The sequence below is a fragment of the Affinundibacterium macrobrachii genome, assembly GCF_014652415.1.
GTDB classification, from domain to species: domain Bacteria; phylum Pseudomonadota; class Gammaproteobacteria; order Burkholderiales; family Burkholderiaceae_D; genus Undibacterium; species Undibacterium macrobrachii.
On the sequence record NZ_BMYT01000001.1, the window covers coordinates 1 to 22,821 of the forward strand.

The 22,821-nt window shown below is 44.4% G+C and carries 23 protein-coding genes and 1 other RNA gene; 21 read left to right on the top strand and 3 right to left on the bottom strand.

Features of this window, described 5'->3' with window-relative positions:
* A partial coding sequence (locus IE103_RS18625; RefSeq protein ID WP_189345014.1) for an IS3 family transposase occupies positions 1-71 on the top strand: 71 nt, incomplete at its 5' end.
* Positions 72-150: 79 nt separating this feature from the next.
* Here the strand turns inward: IE103_RS18625 and IE103_RS00010 are convergent.
* Both IE103_RS00010 and IE103_RS00015 read right to left on the bottom strand, forming a co-directional pair.
* Entirely contained in the window at positions 151-537 is a 387-nt protein-coding gene (locus tag IE103_RS00010) for a DUF3224 domain-containing protein (protein WP_189343995.1), read from the bottom strand.
* A gap of 522 nt (positions 538-1,059) precedes the next feature.
* Positions 1,060-1,938: a transglycosylase SLT domain-containing protein gene (locus IE103_RS00015; protein ID WP_189343996.1), complete on the bottom strand. Its 879-nt coding sequence runs from the start codon at positions 1,936-1,938 to the stop codon at positions 1,060-1,062.
* 572 nt (positions 1,939-2,510) lie between these two features.
* Between IE103_RS00015 and ubiD the strand changes: the two genes are divergently transcribed.
* The 6 genes from ubiD to IE103_RS00045 all read left to right on the top strand — a co-directional run bounded on the left by ubiD (position 2,511) and on the right by IE103_RS00045 (position 9,233).
* Positions 2,511-3,995, top strand: a complete 1,485-nt coding sequence (ubiD, locus tag IE103_RS00020; RefSeq protein WP_189343997.1) for a 4-hydroxy-3-polyprenylbenzoate decarboxylase — start codon at positions 2,511-2,513, stop codon at positions 3,993-3,995.
* Between the two features lie 90 nt (positions 3,996-4,085).
* Positions 4,086-4,184, top strand: an RNA gene (gene ffs, locus IE103_RS00025) — signal recognition particle sRNA small type.
* Positions 4,185-4,434: 250 nt separating this feature from the next.
* Positions 4,435-6,888, top strand: a complete 2,454-nt coding sequence (locus IE103_RS00030; protein ID WP_189343998.1) for a DNA polymerase III subunit gamma/tau — start codon at positions 4,435-4,437, stop codon at positions 6,886-6,888.
* A gap of 77 nt (positions 6,889-6,965) precedes the next feature.
* Positions 6,966-7,292 (top strand): YbaB/EbfC family nucleoid-associated protein, encoded by a 327-nt coding sequence (locus tag IE103_RS00035; protein WP_189343999.1) that lies wholly within the window; start codon positions 6,966-6,968, stop codon positions 7,290-7,292.
* A 94-nt stretch (positions 7,293-7,386) separates the two neighbouring features.
* Positions 7,387-7,983, top strand: coding sequence for a recombination mediator RecR (gene recR / locus IE103_RS00040; RefSeq protein WP_189344000.1), 597 nt, complete (start codon positions 7,387-7,389; stop codon positions 7,981-7,983).
* Positions 7,983-9,233 (top strand): CaiB/BaiF CoA transferase family protein, encoded by a 1,251-nt coding sequence (locus IE103_RS00045; RefSeq protein WP_189344001.1) that lies wholly within the window; start codon positions 7,983-7,985, stop codon positions 9,231-9,233. The genes recR and IE103_RS00045 overlap by 1 nt, the downstream gene beginning before the upstream one ends.
* Positions 9,234-9,257: 24 nt before the next feature.
* Here the strand turns inward: IE103_RS00045 and IE103_RS00050 are convergent, their stop codons facing one another.
* Positions 9,258-9,857, bottom strand: coding sequence for a MarC family protein (locus IE103_RS00050; protein WP_189344002.1), 600 nt, complete (start codon positions 9,855-9,857; stop codon positions 9,258-9,260).
* Positions 9,858-10,122: 265 nt separating this feature from the next.
* On the opposite strand from IE103_RS00050, the gene IE103_RS00055 reads away from it, so the two are divergent.
* The 14 genes from IE103_RS00055 (at position 10,123) to IE103_RS00120 (ending at position 22,585) form a co-directional block, all read left to right on the top strand.
* A complete protein-coding gene (locus IE103_RS00055) occupies positions 10,123-10,305 on the top strand; it encodes a DUF1289 domain-containing protein (protein ID WP_189345015.1) in 183 nt (60 codons plus the stop codon).
* A 373-nt stretch (positions 10,306-10,678) separates the two neighbouring features.
* On the top strand, positions 10,679-11,092 hold the full coding sequence (gspG, locus tag IE103_RS00060) for a type II secretion system major pseudopilin GspG (RefSeq protein WP_229827102.1): 414 nt from the start codon (positions 10,679-10,681) through the stop codon (positions 11,090-11,092).
* 8 nt (positions 11,093-11,100) lie between these two features.
* Positions 11,101-11,601, top strand: a complete 501-nt coding sequence (locus IE103_RS00065) for a GspH/FimT family pseudopilin (RefSeq protein ID WP_308426942.1) — start codon at positions 11,101-11,103, stop codon at positions 11,599-11,601.
* On the top strand, positions 11,573-12,004 hold the full coding sequence (gene gspI / locus IE103_RS00070; RefSeq protein WP_189344004.1) for a type II secretion system minor pseudopilin GspI: 432 nt from the start codon (positions 11,573-11,575) through the stop codon (positions 12,002-12,004). Before IE103_RS00065 ends, gspI begins: the two co-directional genes overlap by 29 nt.
* Positions 11,994-12,650, top strand: a complete 657-nt coding sequence (locus IE103_RS00075) for a PulJ/GspJ family protein (protein ID WP_189344005.1) — start codon at positions 11,994-11,996, stop codon at positions 12,648-12,650. Before gspI ends, IE103_RS00075 begins: the two co-directional genes overlap by 11 nt.
* Positions 12,647-13,657 carry a type II secretion system minor pseudopilin GspK gene (gene gspK, locus IE103_RS00080; protein ID WP_189344006.1) on the top strand — a complete coding sequence of 337 codons (1,011 nt, stop codon included), beginning with the start codon at positions 12,647-12,649 and terminating at the stop codon, positions 13,655-13,657. Before IE103_RS00075 ends, gspK begins: the two co-directional genes overlap by 4 nt.
* Positions 13,658-13,754: 97 nt before the next feature.
* Entirely contained in the window at positions 13,755-15,053 is a 1,299-nt protein-coding gene (gene gspL / locus IE103_RS00085) for a type II secretion system protein GspL (protein ID WP_189344007.1), read from the top strand.
* A complete protein-coding gene (gene gspM, locus IE103_RS00090) occupies positions 15,050-15,553 on the top strand; it encodes a type II secretion system protein GspM (protein WP_189344008.1) in 504 nt (167 codons plus the stop codon). The genes gspL and gspM overlap by 4 nt, the downstream gene beginning before the upstream one ends.
* Before the next feature lies 1 nt (position 15,554).
* Positions 15,555-16,334, top strand: coding sequence for a type II secretion system protein N (locus tag IE103_RS00095; protein WP_189344009.1), 780 nt, complete (start codon positions 15,555-15,557; stop codon positions 16,332-16,334).
* 92 nt (positions 16,335-16,426) lie between these two features.
* Positions 16,427-18,559 (top strand): type II secretion system secretin GspD, encoded by a 2,133-nt coding sequence (gspD, locus tag IE103_RS00100; RefSeq protein ID WP_189344010.1) that lies wholly within the window; start codon positions 16,427-16,429, stop codon positions 18,557-18,559.
* Between the two features lie 5 nt (positions 18,560-18,564).
* Complete coding sequence (gspE, locus tag IE103_RS00105; RefSeq protein WP_189344011.1) at positions 18,565-19,995, top strand: type II secretion system ATPase GspE; 1,431 nt, start codon at positions 18,565-18,567, stop codon at positions 19,993-19,995.
* 19 nt (positions 19,996-20,014) lie between these two features.
* Entirely contained in the window at positions 20,015-21,232 is a 1,218-nt protein-coding gene (gspF, locus tag IE103_RS00110) for a type II secretion system inner membrane protein GspF (RefSeq protein WP_189344012.1), read from the top strand.
* A 78-nt stretch (positions 21,233-21,310) separates the two neighbouring features.
* Positions 21,311-21,802 carry a type II secretion system protein N gene (locus tag IE103_RS00115; protein ID WP_189344013.1) on the top strand — a complete coding sequence of 164 codons (492 nt, stop codon included), beginning with the start codon at positions 21,311-21,313 and terminating at the stop codon, positions 21,800-21,802.
* Positions 21,803-21,811: 9 nt separating this feature from the next.
* A complete protein-coding gene (locus IE103_RS00120) occupies positions 21,812-22,585 on the top strand; it encodes a uracil-DNA glycosylase family protein (protein WP_189344014.1) in 774 nt (257 codons plus the stop codon).
* Positions 22,586-22,821 lie beyond the last annotated feature (236 nt).

Sequence of the window (22,821 nt, forward strand, 5' to 3'; positions counted from 1 at the left end):
ACGACAGAATCAAACTGAAACTAAAAGGGCTGAGTCCTGTGCAATACAGAAATCAGCCCTTGCATGCCTAACTAACAAACTGTCCAACTTTTTGGGGTCAGATCATTTTGAGAGCGGTTTTTTTATTGGCGAATTGATGAATGAGCATAATCAATCGAAGCTATATTCCAGCAGAACTTGAGAGTTATCTGAGCCAGTCGTACTCCAGGTGGTTCTACCATGTCCTTTCATGCCCGCAAAATCGCCAGTGCCAGAGCCAGAAATGACATTCAGTGTGCTAATAGATAATCCCGATTTCATTGATCCTATGTGTTGCAGAATAAAGCCGCCGACACGATTGCCAATTCTTCCGTTTAGATATTCTAGTCCGACAAAGTTTGACGTTCCAGAATCGCTGGCGAATGCTAGGCATTCAAATCGGGATTCTGCTTCAATATCCCCTAAATATTTATGCGTTAATTTTGATCTTCGAAGCCCTGTTGTTATGTCGAGTTTTTCGTCAATCCCAAAAAGCTTTACTGTGCCACAAGCTAACATTTTGCCTTCCTCCCCCGAATGCATAAAGTTTTGGTTTTATTTGTGACATGATTAGAATTATCTAGATCATGTTTGAATACTTCTTTTGCGATTTTTTATGTTTTGAATCCGTTTTTTTATCGATACTATTTGGACTTGAGTCTCTTGTTTGTATCGCAAAAATTTATTTCGCAAATTCAGTACCACGACTACCTAAATATCCATTTGACGAATGTTTTGTGATGGATCTTTTTATTGTTTAAAAAATATTCTAACGTAAAGAATCGACAACAAAAATGAGATTTTAATAATTCTCAGTTTTTTCTTTGATTCTAACGATCATTAGTCGTGTGATTGTCACACTAAAGATGGATTCTAAATAAGCTGCAAATCGAAATCTCGATTTAGATTTAGTAGATTTACTCGAATTAAAACTTTAGGGGGGAAGAGGAGGGAACGGTCGAGCAGTTTATCGTTTGACATTTGCCGAATGGCTTTTAGTAAGCCAATTCGGTAAATGTTATCGTCATTTTTGAAGAGATATCAAATGCCGGCAACTTGATCTGAGTTAATCGCTGCTTGCTGGGTCATTTCATCTGGACGCTTTTCGTTTGATTCTATTGGACGCGAAATGGTGGTCGGTTTTGCTGTTGTCGCATAAATTGACACGGATTTTCCAGCCGCAACGTCTTTGAGGCGCTTGTATTCTGCCATTACTAGGCTGCCATAGCCGCCATCAGTTTCCATATCTGCAGCGCCAACATAGCGTTTCAATCCAGCTTCGATTGAGCCCGCGCTACTCACGTATTCCTTGAGAATCGACGCGCCAACTTTGATATTGGCAACCGGATTTAAAGCTGCTTTAACACCACCTAATTCGGAAAATCTTTCGTGATGCACTTTGGACATGACTTGCATCAATCCTTGCGCGCCAACTGGGCTTTCAGAAAATGGATTGAAGCGTGATTCGATTGCAATCACGGATAAAATCAAAAGCGGATCGAGCTTGATCTCTTTTGCTGTTAAGTAGGTTGCCGAGACCAGCATATCGATTGCTTCATCCGCCACGCGATAACGCTTCGATAGCCAATTCGTGACTAACTGCTGTTGGCGTTGAGTGCCGATCAATGCTTTGTAGTTTGAGTCAGAGCCAAATTCAGTCGCTGATTCATCATTGTTGACCTGAGAAACAAGCTGTGGAGTCGCCATCAACATGGCTAAATCTGGTTCCGCTACTTTTTCTTGCGCGATATTAGTGCTGTCTTCACCAAATGGAGAAAGGACACGAAACTTTTCCGCTAACTCAGGATTAAAGAACATACTACTCAAAACAATTAATGCTAATAGTCCTAAGCCGGATGTGATGTGTAAAACGGTAGTCAGTGCGCTGACTTTAGATTTGCTTGCTAGTAGTCGTGCCATCTCTTTTTCTGCAGATATGCACTTGCTCGGTGAGCGAGCTGTTAAAATCAAATTATGAAGCATACAACCTCCTGAATTGTCGAGAAGTGTCACGCATAAATACCTGTATTGAATATTCATGCACATCTACGAATCAGAAACATCGTCTTAGAATCAGAATGTCTGATATCCATCTAAGACGCCGGAGTTCCCCATTCTTTTCGGTCTTGCTATGGCATGGCAGAAAAGAATGAATAACGAAGTTCGGGTTGAGGCTTTCGCCTTGATTGATGTAAGGAGATTTGTAGTCCTTACTCATAGGTGGGAACCCGATTCCCACTATCATGTTCTATCGTGTGGTTTGAACGACGAATATGACCTTAGGCTTTAAAATATTACTGTAAATCAATTCAGTAGTTTTTAAAGTTGGCGAATTGTAGGGGGGCATTTATATCGAGTCAATACTATAAAAACGGTTTTTTATAACTTTCGGATCTTATTTAATTGCTGCAATGCGGTAAAACTCAATAAAATCAATTACTTGCCTAGCTATTTTAAGTCAGTGCTTTGATCAATCGAATTCGTAAAAAAAGATGAAATATTCAGATTTAAGGGATTTTATTTCCCAATTGCAGCAACAAAGTGAATTAAAACAAATAGTTACGCCAGTCTCTCCAATTTTGGAGATGACCGAAATCTGCGATAGGACTTTGCGTGCTGAGGGGCCTGCTTTGCTATTTACGAATCCGAAAGGACATTCCATCCCTGTTTTAGGGAACTTGTTCGGAACGCCAAAGCGCGTCGCTTTAGGAATGGGGGCAAGTGATATTAGTGAGCTGCGAAAAATCGGACATGTGCTTTCATCTTTGAAGGAGCCAGAACCACCAAAGGGTTTTAAAGATATTTTAGGTTTGGGCTCGCTGGTGAAAGCAGTATGGGATATGGCTCCGAAAGAGTTACGTGGCGCCCCTTGTCAGGAAATTGTGTGGGAAGGAAATGATGTTGATTTAGCTCGTTTACCTATTCAACATTGTTGGCCTGGTGATGTGGCGCCATTAATTACTTGGGGCTTGGTGATCACAAAAGGGCCGCATAAGAAGCGTCAAAATTTAGGAATTTACCGTCAGCAGGTGTTGAGTCGAAATAAAGTCATTATGCGCTGGCTGGCACACCGTGGTGGTGCATTGGACTTTCGTGAGCATGCGTTGGCAACCAAAGGAAAGCCTTACCCGATTGCGGTTGCTTTGGGTGCGGATCCCGCCACTATTTTGGGGGCAGTGACACCGGTTCCTGATAGCCTCTCTGAATATCAATTTGCTGGACTATTACGTGGCAGTCGCACCGAGCTAGTAAAAGCGATTGGGAGTGAGCTGAGAGTGCCCGCATCTGCAGAGATTGTGTTAGAGGGACATATTTATCCTGACGAGACGCATCCAAGTGGATATGAACATGCCTTGGAGGGGCCGTATGGCGACCACACAGGCTACTATAATGAACAAGATTATTTCCCTGTATTCACCATAGATAGAATCACGATGCGACGAGATCCTATCTACCATTCTACCTATACTGGGAAGCCACCTGATGAACCTGCTATCTTAGGTGTCGCATTGAATGAGGTCTTTATTCCTTTATTACAGAAACAATTTCCTGAGATTACAGATTTTTATTTGCCGCCTGAAGGATGTAGTTACCGAATGGCAGTGGTGCAAATGAAAAAATCATATGCGGGACATGCGAAACGCGTGATGTTTGGGGTATGGAGTTTTTTACGCCAGTTTATGTACACCAAGTTCATCATTGTGGTTGACGAAGATGTCAATATTCGTGACTGGAAAGAAGTTATCTGGGCAATTACGACCAGAGTTGATCCAATTCGAGATACGACGATGGTAGACAATACACCTATCGATTATCTTGATTTTGCTTCACCGATTAGTGGTTTGGGTAGCAAGATGGGATTGGATGCGACAAATAAGTGGCCCGGTGAAACTTCACGTGAATGGGGAAGCACAATTCAAATGTCGCCAGAAATCAAAAAACGCGTTGATGATATTTGGCAGGAATTAGGTTTGTAGAAACATAATCGAGCTAGTTTGAAACGAGGGCAGATTTTGGATCTGGTTTTTTCGTTCACGGAAGTCAAGCAATGCGCTATAATTGTGGCTGGCGGGCCCCTGCGCATTGCGGCGTGACCAATCTGGTCAGGTCGGGAACGAAGCAGCCACAGTCATTTACCGTAAGTGCCGCAGATCAGGCTCGCCTCCTACTCAAATATGGACTCGCTCCATTAGTTTCTTTACTTTCCCCCTCCGCAATTTTGTTCACACATTTATTCTTTTGCATTGAATGTGAAATTAGAGGCTGCCAACTTCTCCAAAGTTCTTTAGAATGCAGCAGCAATATCAAATGCGTCCGCTTTGCTTCTGTTAGATGATGCAATTTGCGAGATCTGGTGCAACTGCTTGTGTGGTTAGTCGTGAATTCTTGCGCGTAAGAATAAGGTAAAATTAAAAAATGTCCTATCAAGTCCTAGCTCGAAAATATCGCCCTAAAAGTTTTGATACCCTAGTCGGGCAGGAGCATGTGGTGCGCGCGTTAACCCATGCTTTGGATCAACAACGTTTGCATCACGCTTATTTATTTACTGGCACACGTGGCGTCGGTAAAACAACTTTGTCACGCATTTTGGCAAAATCTTTCAATTGTGAAAAAGGGATTACTGCGCAGCCATGCGGCCAGTGCGATGCCTGTACTTCGATTGATGCTGGACGATTCGTTGATTACATTGAGATGGATGCGGCATCAAACCGCGGTGTCGATGAGATGGCTTCTCTGCTAGAACAAGCGATTTATGCTCCTTCTAATGCACGCTTTAAAGTCTATATGATAGATGAGGTGCATATGCTGACTAATCATGCCTTCAATTCTATGTTGAAGACTTTGGAAGAGCCGCCCGAGCACGTGAAATTTATTTTAGCGACTACCGATCCTCAAAAAATTCCAGTAACAGTGTTATCGCGCTGCCTGCAATTTAATTTAAAGCAAATGCCGCCGGGGCATATTGTCGGACATCTCGAAAACATTTTAGGTCAAGAGCGAATTGATTTTGAAGTGGCGGCCTTACGTTTGTTAGCGCAAGGCGCGCATGGATCTATGCGTGATGCTTTGTCTCTGACGGATCAAGCAATTGCCTATGCGGCTGGAAAAGTCAGTCTGGATGCAGTGCAAAGTATGCTAGGTGCGCTTGATCAGTCGTATTTAATTCGTTTGTTAGATGCCTTAGTTGCCGAAGATGGGGCAGGCTTATTGGCTGTAGCAGATGAGATGTCTGCTCGTAGTTTGTCTTATAAAGCCGCTTTGCAAGATTTGGGAAGTATGTTGCACCAAATTGCGATTGCGCAAATGGTTCCTGCTGCGTTGGCAGATGATTTGCCAGAACGTGCAGAATTATTGCGTCTAGCGCAGAGCTTTAATAAAGAAGAAGTGCAGCTGTATTACCAAATTGCTGTGCATGGACGAAATGAAATTGGTTTGGCTCCGGACGAATATGCTGGTTTTAGTATGACGCTACTGCGCATGTTGGCGTTTAGACCAAGTTCAATTGCTTCTACGTCGAATCAAGGCGGAAGTGCTACCTCGACTAGTCGTCCATCTGTAGCTCGGCCAGCAGCAACTACGCCTATGAGTAGTACTGTGAACGGTGCGCGTCCAATCATGTCGTCTCAGACTTCGACGGTGGTTGTGGATACGGCAGCCAATTCTTCTATGAGTGTTTCTGTTAAGGCGACCACAAACGTTTCAGAAAACCTTCCCACAAACACTCCCATACATGCGCCAGCGATTGCGCCAACATCGCCAGCTTCGGTAGCTCCGGCGGTTGCAGCTACGACAGTTAATGCACCAGCTACGAAACCTATGAGCCCAGCCATGGCGGCATTGGCTGCGGCTCGCGCCGCTAGCGGTAAAAAAACGGCGGGTTCGGCAATTTCCAGTCCCTCTGCGCCTGCTATACCTAAAGAAGTCCCAGGGTTACATCGTGTTGAATCACCAGTGGTAGTTCAGGAAACTTCGGAAGACACGGCAACAAAAGTGCCGGAGTTAAATCAGCCGGCAAGGCTTGATCCAGCACTTGCTAGCAACGATGGTACGCCTGCGTATGCGAGCGACAATTCAATGCCTCCACCGTGGGATGAAATTGATTCACAGGCGTTTGATGCTTACACATCGCAAGCTAGTTCGGGTGGGCGTCGGAGAGAGATACAAGAATCCGATTATTGGAAAGAAGATAGTTCTGGCGAATTGAATCTGGCGCAAATGTCGCAGCCAGAGGGCGATAGTCTAGCAAGTAGCTCGCCAAGCTTGGATGCAACTGCAATCAATCAACCTGTATTATCGAATAATCCTTCGGATACTGAAAATGTGGGACTAAATATTGCATCGCAAGAGTTTGCAGTCAAAGAGCTAGAAACGCAGCGCATCCAAGAGAAGCAAAGTGCAGAACAAGTTATTGAGAATAATTCTGTGACGCCAAGTTCGCCGATGAAGCCTTTGCAATTGATGCCAATGGCAGAAATTAATTGGGATGGTCATTGGCCAAATCTCGCTGCTTCACTCCCTGTTCGTGGTGTGGCGCAGCAACTAGCGCAACAGAGTGAGTTGAGACAATGCCTAGTTAACGGGAACGCTATTTTGTTTAAACTGTGTGTGCCTTTACAAACATTATTATCAGCAGGGAGTGGTGAGAAACTTAGTGCTGCATTAAATGAGCGATTTGCTGAGTTCGGTCGTGAGATTCGTCTCGATTTTGAAATTGGTGCTGTTGCGCAGACTGCCAATGCACAGGCTGTGGCTGAGCGGGCTGAGCGCCAAGTGCAAGCTGAGCAAGCGATCCAGTCTGACAGCTTTGTGCAAACTTTAATGCGTGAATTTGGTGCGACGATTTTAACCGGTAGCGTGCGTCCAATTTAGTGAAATGATGACTCGCAGATTGAGTCACGAGATCGATACAAAGAATTTCTTTATTCGTTTTATTTAGGAGAATTTTTATGATGAAAAATCAATTAGCTGGCTTGATGAAGCAAGCACAGGCAATGCAAGACAATATGAAAAAAGCGCAAGATCAATTGGCATTGATTGAAGTTGAAGGACAATCCGGTGCTGGTTTGGTGCGTGTGGTAATGACTTGTAAAAATGATGTAAAGCGTGTGGTGATCGATCCTTCACTTTTGGCTGATGATAAAGATATGCTGGAAGATTTAGTTGCGGCGGCGTTTAACGATGCTGTTCGTAAAGCAGAAGCGACAAGCCAAGAGAAAATGGCTGGATTAACAGCAGGTATGCCGCTGCCACCTGGTTTTAAACTGCCTTTCTAATCGATATCCGTGATCCGCCGTAGTCGATGCGGTGAATTTTATTTATCTTGAAGCGCATCAAAATTTGATGCGCTTCTTTCGTTGAGAATCTCGCGTGAAATCATTAAGCAGTCTAGAACAACTTGCTGAAGCGTTGCGACGTTTGCCGGGTGTTGGGCCGAAATCCGCATTACGCATGACTTATCATCTGCTGCAACACGATAGAGAAGGGGCAGAGCAGATTGGCAAGGCCATGCTCAATGCCTTAAACATGGTGCATAACTGTCAATCTTGTAATACATTTACCGAAAATGAGATTTGCGATACTTGTGCGGATACGGGTCGAGATTTATCTCTGTTGTGTGTGGTCGAGTCACCTAGTGATCAGCTGATGATTGAGCAAACGATGACCTTCAAAGGCTTGTACTTTGTATTGATGGGCCGTTTGTCACCATTAGACGGTATTGGTCCACAGGATATACATCTTGAAAAGTTAATTCAGCGTGCTACTGATGGTGCGGTAAAAGAAGTGGTGTTGGCAACTAACTTCAACAACGAAGGTGAGGCAACCGCTCATTACATTAGTGAGACCTTGAAGGCGCGCGGCTTAAACGTAAGTCGATTAGCACGAGGTGTGCCGGTGGGTGGCGAGTTGGAGTACGTTGATCCTGGCACGATTGCGAGGGCGATGCTGGATAGGCGAGTTACTTGATGACCTGTGACACAAATAAACCGATGGGGCCGTTAGCTGGCGTAAAAGTGCTTGAATTGGGAACCTTAATTGCGGGTCCATTTTGCTCGCGCATGTTGGCCGAGTTTGGTGCAGAAGTTATAAAAATTGAGGCGCCAGATGGTGGCGACCCTTTGCGTCATTGGCGTGTCTTGAAGGATGGCACTTCGCTTTGGTGGAGCGTACAGGCGCGAAATAAAAAAAGCATTACCTTGAACTTGAAGACCGAGGAGGCGCAGGAAATTGCCCGTCAGTTGGCATTGGATGCAGACATTATTATTGAGAATTACCGCCCGGGTGTTTTAGAAAAATGGCGGCTTGGATATAAAGATTTGAGCGCAATAAATCCCGCCACGATTATGGTTCGTTTATCGGGTTATGGACAAACCGGTCCTATGCGCGATTTACCAGGCTTCGGTGCGATCGGAGAGTCGATGGGAGGCTTGCGTTATGTGTCAGGACATCCTGATCGCCCTCCCGTGCGCGTCGGTATTTCGATAGGAGATTCAGTTGCCGCTTTGCACGGTGTGATCGGTGCGATGATGGCGTTGCGTCATCGCGATGTGAGTGGTGGTCGCTGGAATGGAAAGTTAGGCGATGAATTAGTTGCTGGGCAAGGGCAGATGGTGGATGTCGCGCTTTATGAGTCTGTCTTTAATTTGATGGAATCTCTGGTGCCGGAATTTGATTTCGCTGGTGTTGTGCGTGAACGCACCGGTGGTGCTTTGCCCGGTATCGTGCCATCGAACACTTATACAACTTCCGAAGGTGAAAGTATTGTGATCGCTGGCAATGGCGATGCTATTTTTCATCGATTAATGTTAGCGATTGATAGAACAGATCTAGCGAACGATCTTGCTCTGCAAAGAAATGATGGGAGAGTGCCACGTACAGCGGAAATTGACGCGGCTATTCAAGCTTGGTGTGAAACGCAAACGATCGATCAAGCCTTGGCTAGTTTACGAGCGGCCGACGTACCAGTAGGAAAAATTTACTCGGTACGAGACATGATGAACGACGCGCAATTTCAAGCGCGCGATATGTTTGAACAACATCAATTTGCAGATGGTGCTAGGCTTAAAATCCCAGCGATTAGTCCTAAGCTATCTGAGACTCCGGGTAAAACGCGATGGCTGGGGCCGGAGCTAGGAGCGCATACCGAACAAGTATTGGCAGAATTGGGTTACACAGACGCGCAAATTCAAGCGTTTAAAGAGCAACAAATCATCTGATCGGTTGCTCTTGCTTTCTTTGGCTTATAAGGTTTTTAGATATTCACGAATACCTGCTAATAACATTTCTACCGCCATCGCTGTCAGGATCAACCCCATTAGACGTTCGACTGCAGTCATCGTGCGCTCTCCGAGAGCTCTTTGCATTCGTTCTGCACCTAGTAGCACAACTAACCAAACTAAGGCGACAGCGACAAGTGCTCCAACATGCACAATCAGGTCTGAACTACTGTTGGATGAAAACAGAAGAACGGTCGCAAGCGATGATGGGCCAGCAAGTGCAGGAATCGCTAAGGGAACGATGAATGGTTCACTATTGCCTTCAGTTGCGCCAAATACACCACCTTCTTGTGGGAAAACCATGCGAAGCGCAATCAAAAAGAGAATCACACCGCCGCCAATACGCAAGGCAACTTCCGACAGTTGAAGCGCTTTTAAGAAATGTTTGCCGAAGAACATAAATAACAATAAAAGAATGAACGCAATTGCGCACTCTCGAACTACGACACGCCAACGACGCTCGGGCGAGACAGTGGAGAGCGCGCTGACAAAAATGGGAATGTTGCCAAATGGGTCGGTAACGAGAATGAGAAGTATAAAGGCCTGAAAAAAGTCTTGTGTCATATTATTCTGCTCAGGTTGAGTAAGAAGTGATTGAGGTAGTGGTCGTTAGATTGAAAACTTCAATCATGGAGAACATGAATTTTGCTGCTGATTTGCCAATAGGTCAATCAAGTTGTGATACGACGATCAGCGATTAAAATAAATCGCTGTATGATGTTGTAATAAGTGAGATTGATCGACGATAAATCCATCAATCTCGTGAGATTTTGGGAAATTAAGCTATAAATTAAGCGATCAATATAAAGTGAAAAGTAAAGCGATAGATATGGAAAAAAATAATCGGCCTGATACACCATGTGTGGCTGTGTGTTCCACTACTTTTGATGATGTTTGTCGTGGTTGTGGTAGAACTGTGGCAGAAGTCGCAGATTGGGTGTTTATGTCGCAGGATCAAAAAGATCTTGTTTGGGAGCGTATTTTGGCAGAGGGGTATCCGCGCCGTAACTAAGTTTAAAACACATTGAAAATAACGCAGTCAAGCAAAAGTAACGTTGATTTTTTCATTCCTGTCAAATTCAGATCGCTGTTCGTGTGCATGAATTAGAATAATTTTTCTTGTTGTCCATGAACTAAGTTTTTTTCAGTTTATTTCATGATACGATTTATACGGTAAGCTTTTATTATCACTTCCAGTTTGAATTTGTTTACCTGAATCTAATTGGGAATGATAAATTTTTGTGTTCGTCTTTTGCTGTGTATTTGTGAATTAGATAGTAATCGATGTAATGAATTGTGTCGCTTTTTAAGTTGGTGAGAATGTGATGAAGAGTCTAAGTAATAAATCGAATGCGAAAAAATTTCAAGCTAACTCAGGTGGACTGATGCGTGGTTTCACCTTGATTGAAATTATGATTGTGCTAGTCATTATGGGAATTCTTGCAGGATTGGTTGTGCCAAAGTTGATGGGGCGGACTGATGATGCGAGAGTATTGCAGGCGAAGCAGGATATTTCTACTATGCTTGGCGCATTGAAAATGTACAAGCTCGATAATCAGCGTTATCCAACTACAGAGCAAGGTCTGCAAGCACTGATAACAAAGCCAACCTCTGGTCCTGCTGCAAACGGTTACAAGACGGATGGTTATATTTCAAAATTGCCAAAGGATCCTTGGGGCAATCCATATCAATACATGTCACCAGGTTTAAAATCTGACATCGAAATCTTCTCTTATGGCCAAGATGGAAAGCCCAATGGCGCTGGCTACGACGCTGACATCGGTTCCTGGGATCTGTAAGTCATAACGTGACTTATCAAACACGGTCACCCGCCAGATCACCGATCAGATTCCGCAGCTCTGGATTTACATTGCTCGAGTTGCTGGTAGTCTTGGTCATCATGGGGATCATGCTGGGAGCTGTATCTTTGAATGCAGTTCAAAGCGTTCATCAAAAATTGCAGACCGATGCACATAGAATTTCCTTACTCTTGCAGCTAGCCAGAGAAGAGGCGATTGTGCGTAACCGTCAAACAGCATTTGAAGTATTTGGAGAGGGTTACCAGTTTCTTGTTTTAAATGAGAATAAGTGGGAAAAAATTACCGACCTAGATACACTGCGTGGGAGACAATTCACCTTTCCAGATACACAGGTGAGTATTCTATCGCAAGACACTGTTAGTGCAGATAAGCTCAGGATCGTGTTTGGTCGTGAGCCTGTTAGTCGCCCATTTAAGCTAATTTTGCGAGTCGGCAGTGATCAAGTCGCTGTGAACGCGGATGGCGTTGGTCATTTCGTTGTGGAGTAATGGTGTGATCTGTAAATTGCGACCTTTTCCGAAGCGACTCGTTTCCCAAGGGTTCACCTTGTTGGAAGTTCTCGTTGCATTAGTCATTGTTGGTACCGTTTTAGGAGCAAGTTTGCGTGCTGTAGCGAGCTTGGCACAAAATAGTAGCGGGCTTCGCGCCACAATGATGGCGAATTGGTCGGCGGAGAATCGTCTCGCACAAATTCGTCTTGGTAAAGAGTGGCCGCAACTAGGTGAACGTAGTTTTCCTTGCCCGCAAGGAGAGCTAAATCTGCTTTGTGAAGAACATGTATTAGCGACGCCCAATCCCTCATTTAGGCGAGTTGAAGTGTTGGTATTTGAAGCCAGTAATTTGCAACGTCGTTTGGCAAAATTGACTCAGGTGGTGCCGAATGCACCATAAATCTACACATCAAAGTGCTGGCTTCACGCTGATTGAACTGTTAGTGGCAATTGCAATTCTTGCGATTATCGCGGTGATGGGATGGAGCGGATTAGACAGTATCATTCGCGCTCGACAAACATTAAATCAAGAGCTTGAACAAAGTCGCGGTGCGCAAATTAGTTTTGTTCAATTGGAAAATGATTGTGCGCATGTTGTGAGCGATGCGCAGTTGCCTAGACGTGAGAGCATACGTGCATTTGATACCCAATTAATTTTGATCCGCAATGTCTATGAAGACGGGCGTGCGCCTCAATTACAAGTCGTTGCCTATAAAATGCAGGAAGGTATTTTTTCTCGTCGTGAATCGATTGCAACACGTGATTTAAAACTCATCGACGTGATGTGGCAGAGTGCGATCAACGGCAATGACAATATGCCGGTAGTGAAATTGCAGACCGATGTAACTGTGTTTCAAATGCGAACTTGGAACAATGACGAAAATAATTGGCGGGTAGCCGGAACTGATATTGCGAGCGATCCGACAGTAGCTGCATCGCCTAAGCCAGGCAAATTGGTGCCTCGGAAAACCGGTTTAGAAGTCACAATGCAATTGCGTGGTCAACAAAATCCGCTGTTGAAGATCTTCTTGTTGGGTGCCGCATGAACTTCAAAAAACAAGACGGTGTGGCTGTCGTTACTGCATTATTACTGACGACTTTGGCGATTACGATTGTGGCTAGTCTGTTCTGGCAACAACAAGTTCAAGTTCGATCAATCGAAAATCAACGTTTTCAGTTACAGAAAAAATGGGTTTTGCGAGGCGCATTGGATTGGGCTGGACTCATCTTGCGTGAAGATAGGCGTATCAGTAAGGTCGATCATTTAGGTGAACCTTGGGCAGTCAATTTAGGTGATACGCGCTTAGATCAATATGTGGAAAATGGGAAGACCGACACTGAGGATAGTGATGCGACTTTATCTGGACAAATTAGCGATGCGCAAGCAAAGTTTAATTTGACAAATCTGGCTGCGAATGGGCAAGTAGATCGTCGTGAGTTAGCCAGTTTTGCAAAGCTTCTCAGTAATTTGAGGTTAGACCCCTCACTGGCGCAGCGCGTTGCCAGCCAAATCGCCTTAACGCAGGATAAAGTAATTGCAGGACCGCAACAGCCAGGTCAGCCTGGTCAGCCGGGTGATGCGCCAAACCCACCAAATCCTTCAGAGAAGTCTGATAGTTTATCGACAATCGCTAATTCCGAAGTACAATTCTTGAAATTTAGCCAAATTGATGATTTGTTGGCAATTCCCGGTTTTTCAGCGGCTAACATTGTGCGATTGAGAAACTTTGTTACCGTGTTACCTGTGCCAACAAAGATCAATGTCAACACGACATCGGCTGAAGTCTTGTCTGCGCGTTTAGAAAACGTCAGTTTGACCGACGCTGCGTTAATGATTGCGACTAGGGATCGTGCCTATTTTCTTGATTTTGAGCGATTTAAGTTGAATTTTCCCGAAAAGGTGACTGAAGCAGACGTTAAGTTTTTAGATTTTCAAACGAATTTTTTTGTTGTTAATGGAAGAGTCCGATTGAATAAATCTTTATTGGAAGTGGATGCCTTAATCGAACGCGATGACAAGGGAACACAGATTTTGTGGGTTAGAGAGAATTGAGTTTAAGTGATCGCCATAGAAGCAAATAAAAATACGGCGCATAGAAAAACGATTCAAAAAGATAGTGAACTCAATTTTGTAGAGGGTAACAGGGGACATGGCAAGTACGCTTTATTTACAATTACCTCCCAAGTCGGTAGTGGAGCAATTGGGGCGCTGGGAAGATCAGACGTTTTTATATTGTCTGTTAGCGACCGATAAAAATATTCTGCAGCAAGGTCGTCATCCTTTCAATTCTTTGCGGGAGCTAATTCAGTCATCTGAACGCTTAGTTTTATTGGTGTCGTCGAGTGATGTGAACTTCTGCCAGGTTGCGGTTCCACCTATGCCGTTCGCTAAATTGAAAGCTGCATTGCCGAATTTGTTAGAGGAGCAGCTACTCTCTGACACCAATGATTTGCTATTTGTCCCCGAACATCCGGTGAATGGTCAATGCAAGGTTGCGGTTATCGCTAAATCTTGGGTCGAACAATTGGTGTCGCTTGGCGTCGCGCTTGGCGCACAAAAAATCTCCGCGCACGCAATTTCCAGTGGCTTACCATTGCAAGCAGAGAGCGCCACTGTGCTAGTTGAATCGACTAACCTAGATCAAATTGGTGAGCAAATCCTGGAAATTTCTGTAAGAGCAGCTGGGCAATTAGGATCTGGTTTGACCATCGCATTACGCGATAAAAAAATTGATGATGTTGATGTCGCGACTCAGATACAACAAACAATCAAAATTTTGCTTCCACAGGGTGCGATCAATTATTTTGTGGCGCCAGAATTAGAAGCTGTTTTATCTAAAGTTTCTGCGACTGAGGGTGATGTATCGCCGCAGGTGCAATTTTCTAAACCTGATTGGAAGACAAAAATTTCTGGTTTGTCGACGCAAACGCTGGATTTGTTTTCCACATTTAATCTCGAGGGAAAGCAGAGTTTTGACTGGGCGAAATGGCGTTGGACATTGATTTTGTCGAGTAGCATCGTGCTAATTAGCTTGCTCGCTCTAAATTGGAAATGGATGAGTTTACGAACGGAAGCCAATACGATACAAGATTCGATTCAGGCTATCTATCAGTCTGCTTTTCCTAGAGAGCCTGTTTCTCGTGATCCGCTATTTCAAATGCAACAGAAAATTAATGCTGCAAAAAAAATGGCTGGGGAGTCGAGTAACGATGACTTCTTAGTGTTAAGCGCACAATTTGCTGCAGCATGGGGACAGTTGGTGCCAGGGCAGCCGAGCGCGACGGTTGCTAGCATTGAATATCGTGAGCGTAGTTTATTTATTCAACCCAAAAATTTAGCAGAAGTTCCAGTTGATCAATTAACTTCTTTATTGAAAGAGCGTGGATTAAAACTGGAAGTCAAAGACAATGCATTGAAGCTGACTGTTGATTTGAGTGGCACAAGATGAAAGAAATCGAATTTATAACAAGCTTGCGTAATGATTGGCGTAAGCGTGATTTGCGTGAGCGTAGAATTTTGCTCGGCGTCGGGGTGTTAATCCTTGCAAGCCTGATTTATTTAATCGGCGTTCAACCTGCGCTTAGCAATATTCGCAATTTGGAAAGTGCGACACCAGCATTAAAACTACAAGCCGCCACTATGATGAATATGGCGTCTCAGTATGAAGCACTATCTAAGACAATGTCCGAGAATATTCCGCCGATTACTCGCGAAGTCATTGAGTCGACATTAAATCGTCGTAATATTAAAACCCAGTCCTTAACAGTCTCGAATGAGATCGTACGTTTTCAAGCGAATACGGTAGCGTATGCACAGCTCATGGAGTGGATTTTGGAAATGCAGAAAGCAGCTCGTTTAACTGTTGATGAGGCAAAAGTAAGTGCGCTAAGCGATGCGGGACAGGTGAGTGTGGTAATCACTTTGCGGCAGCAAAGACCCGGCAATTAGTATGCAAAAGAAAGTTGTTTTTGTTTGGTGTTTGGTCGGCGTCTTGAGCACCTTTGTGTCCGTACTAATTTTCTTGCCTGCGAGCTGGGTAGGTGTACTGTTAGAGAAGCAAACGATGGGACGCCTGAGTTTAGGTGATGTACAAGGAAGCTTCTGGCGTGGCTCGGCGTTTATTGGTGGCGCGGTTGACCAGAAATCAGCTGTTACGGCTTTGTTTCCGGGACGATTTTCTTGGAAGATTTCTCCAGCCATCTTGTTAGGTCAAGTGGCTGTTGAATTAGAAAATAAACAGGTGATGTCAGCACCATTGCAAGTAAAAGGCAGCTTTCAACAATGGTATATCAGTCCAGCTAGTATCACCTTGCCACCTGAACGATTAGAAGGATTGGGCGCGCCCTTAAATACCATCGGTCCAACTGGAAAAATTGTTTTGCATTGGGGGCAGTTAGAGTTAAGCGTCGTTGAAGGTAAGCCACTATTGAATGGCGCGATGAAATTGGAAATGAATGAGATGGCATCGCGTGCGTCTTCGGTGAAGCCTTTAGGCAGCTATCTCTTAGCATTGAATTGGAAGGGTGACGTTGCAAATTTAGTGTTGAGCACGCACAAAGGTCCAATGATGTTAGAAGGGAATGGCGTATTGCAACAAGGACGTTTTCGTTTTTCAGGAAAAGCATTTGCCGAACAAGGGCAAGAAGAAAGAATGGCAAATTTATTGAATTTGCTGGGAAGGCGTCGTCAAGAAGGCGACAAACAAGTCATCGCATTAGAGTACAACTGAATACAACTAAGCATAACTAAGCATAACTAAGCATAACTGAGACAATTGGCATGAAGAATACAATTAAATCGTCGTTGAATACGCACCGAATAATGGGATCAAAAAAATTGTTGCATATCTGTATGCAAGCTGCTTTTTGTAGCGGTATAGGCTTCGCTAGCTTAAGTTTGCCGCTAGCTTCTGTTGCACAAGAATCAGGTCAAAATGTCGCTGGATTAAATTTTGTAAATGCCGATATTGAGTCAGTAATTAAGGCGATTGGTCATTACACGGGCACAACTTTTGTGATCGATCCGCGGGTAAAGGGGCAATTGACTTTGGTCGCAGAAAAGCCGTTAACGAAAGATCAGGCATTTAAATTATTGACGACGAATTTACGTATGCAAGGCTTTGCCGTGGTGACCTCGGACGGATTCTCAAAGGTAGTACCTGAAACCGACGCGAAGTTGCAAGGCGGACCAACGCAAGCAAAGGGAGTGAAAGGCGATCAAATTATTACGCAAGTTTTTCGTATTAATTACGAGGCTGCAAATAATATTGTGACTGCCTTAAGGCCGTTGATTTCACCAAATAATGTGATTAACGTTAATCCAGGTAATAACTCGATTGTGATCACGGATTATGCCGATAATATGCGCCGTATGTCGGAAGTGATCGCCTTGCTTGATGTGCCTTCTAATCCAGAAATAGAAATTATTCCGATTAAGCATTCCATCGCAGCCGATGTAGCTACCATGGTGACACGTCTGAGCGAGAATAATAGTCAAGCAGGCGCAGACGCTGGTAAAACGATTGTATTGGCGGATTCGAGAACAAATTCGGTATTAATTAAATCACCGTCAGTGGCACGTAGTAATTTAGTGAAGTCGCTTGTCGCTCAGTTGGATCAACCAACTACACGACCAGGTAATGTGCATGTGGTTTACTTGAAAAATGCAGAAGCAGTCAAACTCGCGGCAACACTTAGATCAATATTAGGCGGCGACAGTTCTTTATCATCAACTTCAGCGAATACTTCCAACAATGTTGGTTTTCCAACCAATTCACAAAATAACATAGGTGGCTCGACAGCGCAGGGAAATAATATTGCATTGAGTTCTTCTGGTTCTAATTTAAGCTTACCAATCAGTTCCAATAATAATAGTCTAGGGTCTACAAGTGGAAGCGGTGGTTTTATTCAAGCCGATCCTGCAACCAATACCCTGATCATCACTGCAAGTGACGCAGTTTATAGAAATTTACGTGGCGTGATTGATCAACTTGATGCACGTCGGGCCCAAGTTTATATTGAAACTTTAATTGTTGAAGTTTCTGCAGATCGCTTAAATGAACTCGGAGTTGAATGGGCAGGGGCGACTGGTGACAGCACAAGTAATTATCGCTTAGGTGCCGTGACCTCTTATCCAAATCAAAATGCGTTGATCAATTTAGCGTCTGGAAATGCAACAACTCAAGCTGCGGCATTGGTAGGTAAAGGTTTGAATGTTGGATTGTTTCGACAAATCGGTGGGCAATTGGGAATTGGTGCACTAGCCCATGCTCTGGCAACAGACGGTAGCTCGAACGTGCTATCTGTGCCAAATCTGGTGACTTTAGATAATGAAGAGGCAGCGATTACCGACGGACAGAATGTCGGCATTATCACTGGTCAATATACGACGGCAACCACAGGTACTGCGGGATCGAATCCATTTCAAACAATCGAACGTAAAGACATTGGTATTAAATTAAAGGTAAAGCCGCAGATTTCAGAAGGTGGTACTGTGAAGTTGGCGATTGCGCAAGAAGTGTCTAATGTCGGAGCACCTGTAGCAGGTGGTGTTGGCATCACTACCACAGTGCGGTCGATTGCAACGAATGTACTAGCAGAGGATGGGCAGATCATTGCGCTCGGTGGTTTGATCCGAGATGACACCCGTGGCGGTGTCGAAAAAGTTCCATTTCTTGGTGATCTTCCTTTAGTGGGCAATTTATTTAAGTACAGTAGTCAGAAGCGTTCAAAAGTTAACCTAATGGTGTTCCTGCGCCCAACCGTGATACGCACCGCAGAAGATAGCAGTAGTGTGTCATTGGATCGTTACGATTACTTGCGTACGCAATATTTGCGAAGTATGCAGAATGAAACCGACGTTCCTTTTTTAAAGATGGAAAAGGGAAGGCTAATGACGCCAGCGGAACCTAGTTCTGCCGATAAAGTAAAATCAGTCAATAAAGAAGGCAAGTAAATCGTATGTCTGAAAATCGATTATTGCCATTTGCCTTCGCCAGAGATTTTTCTATTCTTGCCAACCGTCGTGATGACTTAGAAGGCGCGCCTGTCGAGCTAAAGGTATCGAGTGAAACCAAACAAGCTGCGATTTTGGAAGCGGGGCGGCGTTTTGGGCGGGTGCATTTGGATCTGATGCCTCATGCAGAATTGTTGCAAGAGATTGCTCGTGCTTATGCTGGATCGGGAGGTGATGCCGCTGATGTGGTTGGTGAAGTTGAGTCCGATATGGATTTGGCCAAGCTAATGCAAGATATGCCTGCGATCGAGGATTTATTGGAGTCAGCTGATGATGCGCCAGTCATCCGTATGATCAATGCCTTGTTGACGCAAGCTTTGCGTGAAGGTGCTTCAGATATTCATATTGAACCATTTGAACAAATTTCAGTAGTGCGCTTTCGCGTCGATGGTGCATTACGTGATGTGATTCGTCCTAAGAAAGGGATACATGCTTCTTTGGTTTCCCGGATAAAAATTATGGCGCAGTTAGATATTGCAGAAAAGCGTTTGCCGCAAGATGGTCGAATCACGCTGCGTATCGGTGGAAAGCCTGTTGATGTGCGTGTTTCAACGCTACCAACTGGTCACGGCGAACGAGCGGTATTGCGTTTGTTGGATAAAGAAGCAGGCAAGTTAGATTTGACGCACCTTGGTATGAGTCCGCAAGTGCTTGCGCAGTTTGATCAATTAATCGCTCAGCCACACGGTATTGTGCTTGTTACTGGTCCAACTGGATCGGGAAAGACGACAACTCTGTACGCTGCGCTATCTCGCGTGAATGCTGGCACTACCAATATTCTTACTGTTGAAGATCCGATTGAATATGAATTAGCTGGGATTGGGCAAACGCAGGTGAATGCAAAGATCGACATGAGTTTTGCAAAAGCCTTACGTGCGATTTTGCGGCAAGATCCTGACGTCATTATGATCGGTGAAATTCGTGATTTAGAAACTGCGCAAATTGCTGTACAAGCTTCTTTAACCGGTCACTTGGTTTTGGCAACTTTGCATACGAATGATGCCGCTGCAGCCGTTACGCGTTTGCTCGATATGGGAATTGAACCATTTCTCTTGTCGTCATCTTTGTTGGGCGTAGTAGCGCAGCGCTTGGTTCGTAAGTTGTGCACGCACTGTAAAGTTCATGAAAGTGGTGCCTGGAAATCGGTTGGATGTACGCATTGCGGTCATACAGGTTATCAAGGTCGGGTTGGTGTTTATGAATTGCTGTTAACGACGGAGGCGATTTCAGCGCAAATTCATCATCAGGCATCGGAGGCTGAAATTCGTTTAGCAGCTCAGGGTGATGGCATGAAAACCATGCGTGAAGATGGGCAGCGCTGGCTAGATGCCGGTGTGACCACTAAAGAAGAACTATTGCGCGTGACCAAAGAATAATTCAATAGAGAGCCTGATTGTGCCAGCATTCCGATATGAAGCCGTAGATTCCTTCGGGAATAGTAAGAAAGGGGTCGTCACCGCCGACAGTGCTCGTGCTGCTCGTTCCGATTTACGTGCGCAAAATTTGGTGCCAGTATCGGTTGACTTAATTGCGAACCAAACTGGCGATGCAAAACGAGGTCGATCACTTTTTAGCGAACATCTATCCAATGTTGAATTAGCTTTGTTTACGCGTCAGCTATCAAGTTTGTTAGATGCGGGCTTGCCGCTTGAACAGGCTTTCTCCGCTTTGTTAGAGCAAGCTGAACGTGTTTATATACGTGATTTAGTTGCCTCAATCCGATCTGAAATTTTGGCGGGTTCTGCATTGTCTGATGCATTGAAGCAGCATCAAAATGATTTCACCGATATTTATTGTGCTTTGGTAGCTTCCGGCGAACAAATTGGTCAACTGTCGCGGGTCTTATCGCGTCTAGCGGATTACATTGAACGTCGCAATGCCTTAACACAAAAGGTTAAGCTCGCCTTCACCTATCCCGCCATTGTTACTGTCGTCGCATTTGCCATTGTGATTTTTTTGTTGACTTATGTGGTGCCGCAAATCGTATCGGTGTTCGCTAACACAAAACAAAAATTACCATTGCTGACAGTGGTGATGCTGGCGATCTCGGATTTTGTCCGCGCCTATGGCTGGCTGCTGGCGATAGCGATCACCGCAACGACGTTTGCATGTCGACATGCACTTAAAAATCCCGAAATAAAAATGCGATGGCATACGTGGTTGCTTGATGCACCTATGTATGGAAAGTTTGAACGGAGTTTAAACACCGCACGATTTTCGAGCACCTTATCGATTACAACGGGATCAGGTGTGCCGATTTTGAAAGCTCTTCAAACTAGTCGAGAGACCTTATCTAATGTCGCGATGCGTGCACAAGTTGAAGATGCTACCAATAGTGTGCGCGAGGGCGTTAGCTTAGCTCGTGCTTTGTCCGCACATAAACACTTTCCGCCAATGTTGATTCATATGATTCGTGCCGGTGAAGTAACAGGCGAATTGCCTGCAATGCTGGAACGTGCATCGTCGGCGCAGGAACAAGACTTGGAACGTCGCGCTTTGACGATTGCGGGTTTGCTTGAACCATTATTGATTTTGGCGATGGGTGTCGTGGTGTTGCTGATTGTGTTGGCAGTGTTGATGCCGATTATTGAGATTAATCAGTTAGTACGTTAACCGCAATTTACTAACATTATCTTCAGTTTGTAGTGCGTCTTCGGACAAACGGATGTAGTTTAAATTATCGAGAAAAATATGAAGCGCCTTCCTTTGATTATCAATATCATTTTGTTTTCCATGCTTTGTGTGGTGGTGACTTATTGGGGCATGCAAATATTTAAACCAGCTTCTCGTCCAATTCAAGCACCAGTGAGTGTTGAAGGTTATCAACCATCGGTTGGTCAGTGGGGTGATCTATTTGGACAATCTGTAACTGCGCAAGCAGCGCCAAGTAGTTATCAGTTAAAAGGTGTGATTGTTGCAGCCAATCCCAAAGATAGTGTGGCGATTATTGTTGTCGAGGGGCAGCCCAACTTCACCGTTGGAATTGGCAAAGAGTTGATGCCGAATGTACGTTTGCAAGAAGTGCATGCGGATCATGTGGTGGTAAGCGAATCAGGAATTCCACGCAGAGTCGATCTGCCAGCGCCAACTCCGCACGCTGGGATTGTTGTTGCAACACCTTCCTCACCTATTGCACCTGCGCCAGGTTTGGTTCCGCCGCAGGCTCCTACTCCTGTTAAATAAGCACTTTGTATGCATTTCCCTGATTATTTTTTGCGGGATATTCAGCTTGCGCATCCTTCTTGGCATACGACTTTACAACAAGGATTGCAAGCGATTGAACGTGAGTTTCCTCAGTACCTCAATCAATTAGCGAGTTCACCTTTTTTGCCAGATAGTCATCGATTGTTTGCTGCTTTCTCAGTGCCTTTATCTTCAGTACGGTACGTCTTGATCGGCGAAGGTCCTTATCCACGTAGTGAGAGTGCGACTGGCTATTGTTTTATGGATGGTGCGGTCGATAATATCTGGTCACACGAGTCAGCAGGCGGACTAAGTAAACCAGTCAATCGTGCCACTTCACTACGCAATTTTATAAAAATGCTGTTGGTCGCTGATCAGCGCTTAACTGCAGGTGACACCAGCGTTGCCGCATTATCGCCGGTGGCGCAACAGATGCGTGCTGACCCAGCGACCTATGTGCAAACGATGGCAGAGATGCAGGATAACTTTCTTCAACATGGGTTTTTGATGTTGAACGCCTCTCTAGTTTTTCGTGAGGATGTTGCACCTGCGATTGATGCCAAAGTGTGGCGAATATTTTTACCATTTGTGTTTGAAGCTTTAGCAAGGCAAGCGACAAAGCCTAGTCTTATTTTATGGGGAAAAATAGCGGATCGCTTGGATCAGGAAGTAACTCTTTTTGCGTTTGAAAAATTTAAATCGGAGCATCCTTATAATTTAAGCTTTATTAACAATGTATCGATGCAAAATTTATTTAGGCCATTGAAATTACTATATAAGTAAATTTCCTTGTTGCTTAATGTAAGCTTTTCACTATCGCAAAATGCATAGAGCTAGATAATTTGCATATTTGCCTCACATCATTAGAAATCCTTTTGCTTAGTCGAACCAAGATAATCGCTCTGCGGTAGAATAAGCTTAGTTTCTTCCTGTAAACATCTTTTGGATGGCATTAAATGCGTTTACGGTGTTGATTAGAATTCGCTGTGTACTTGCAAATAGAGATGCGAGGAAGTTAG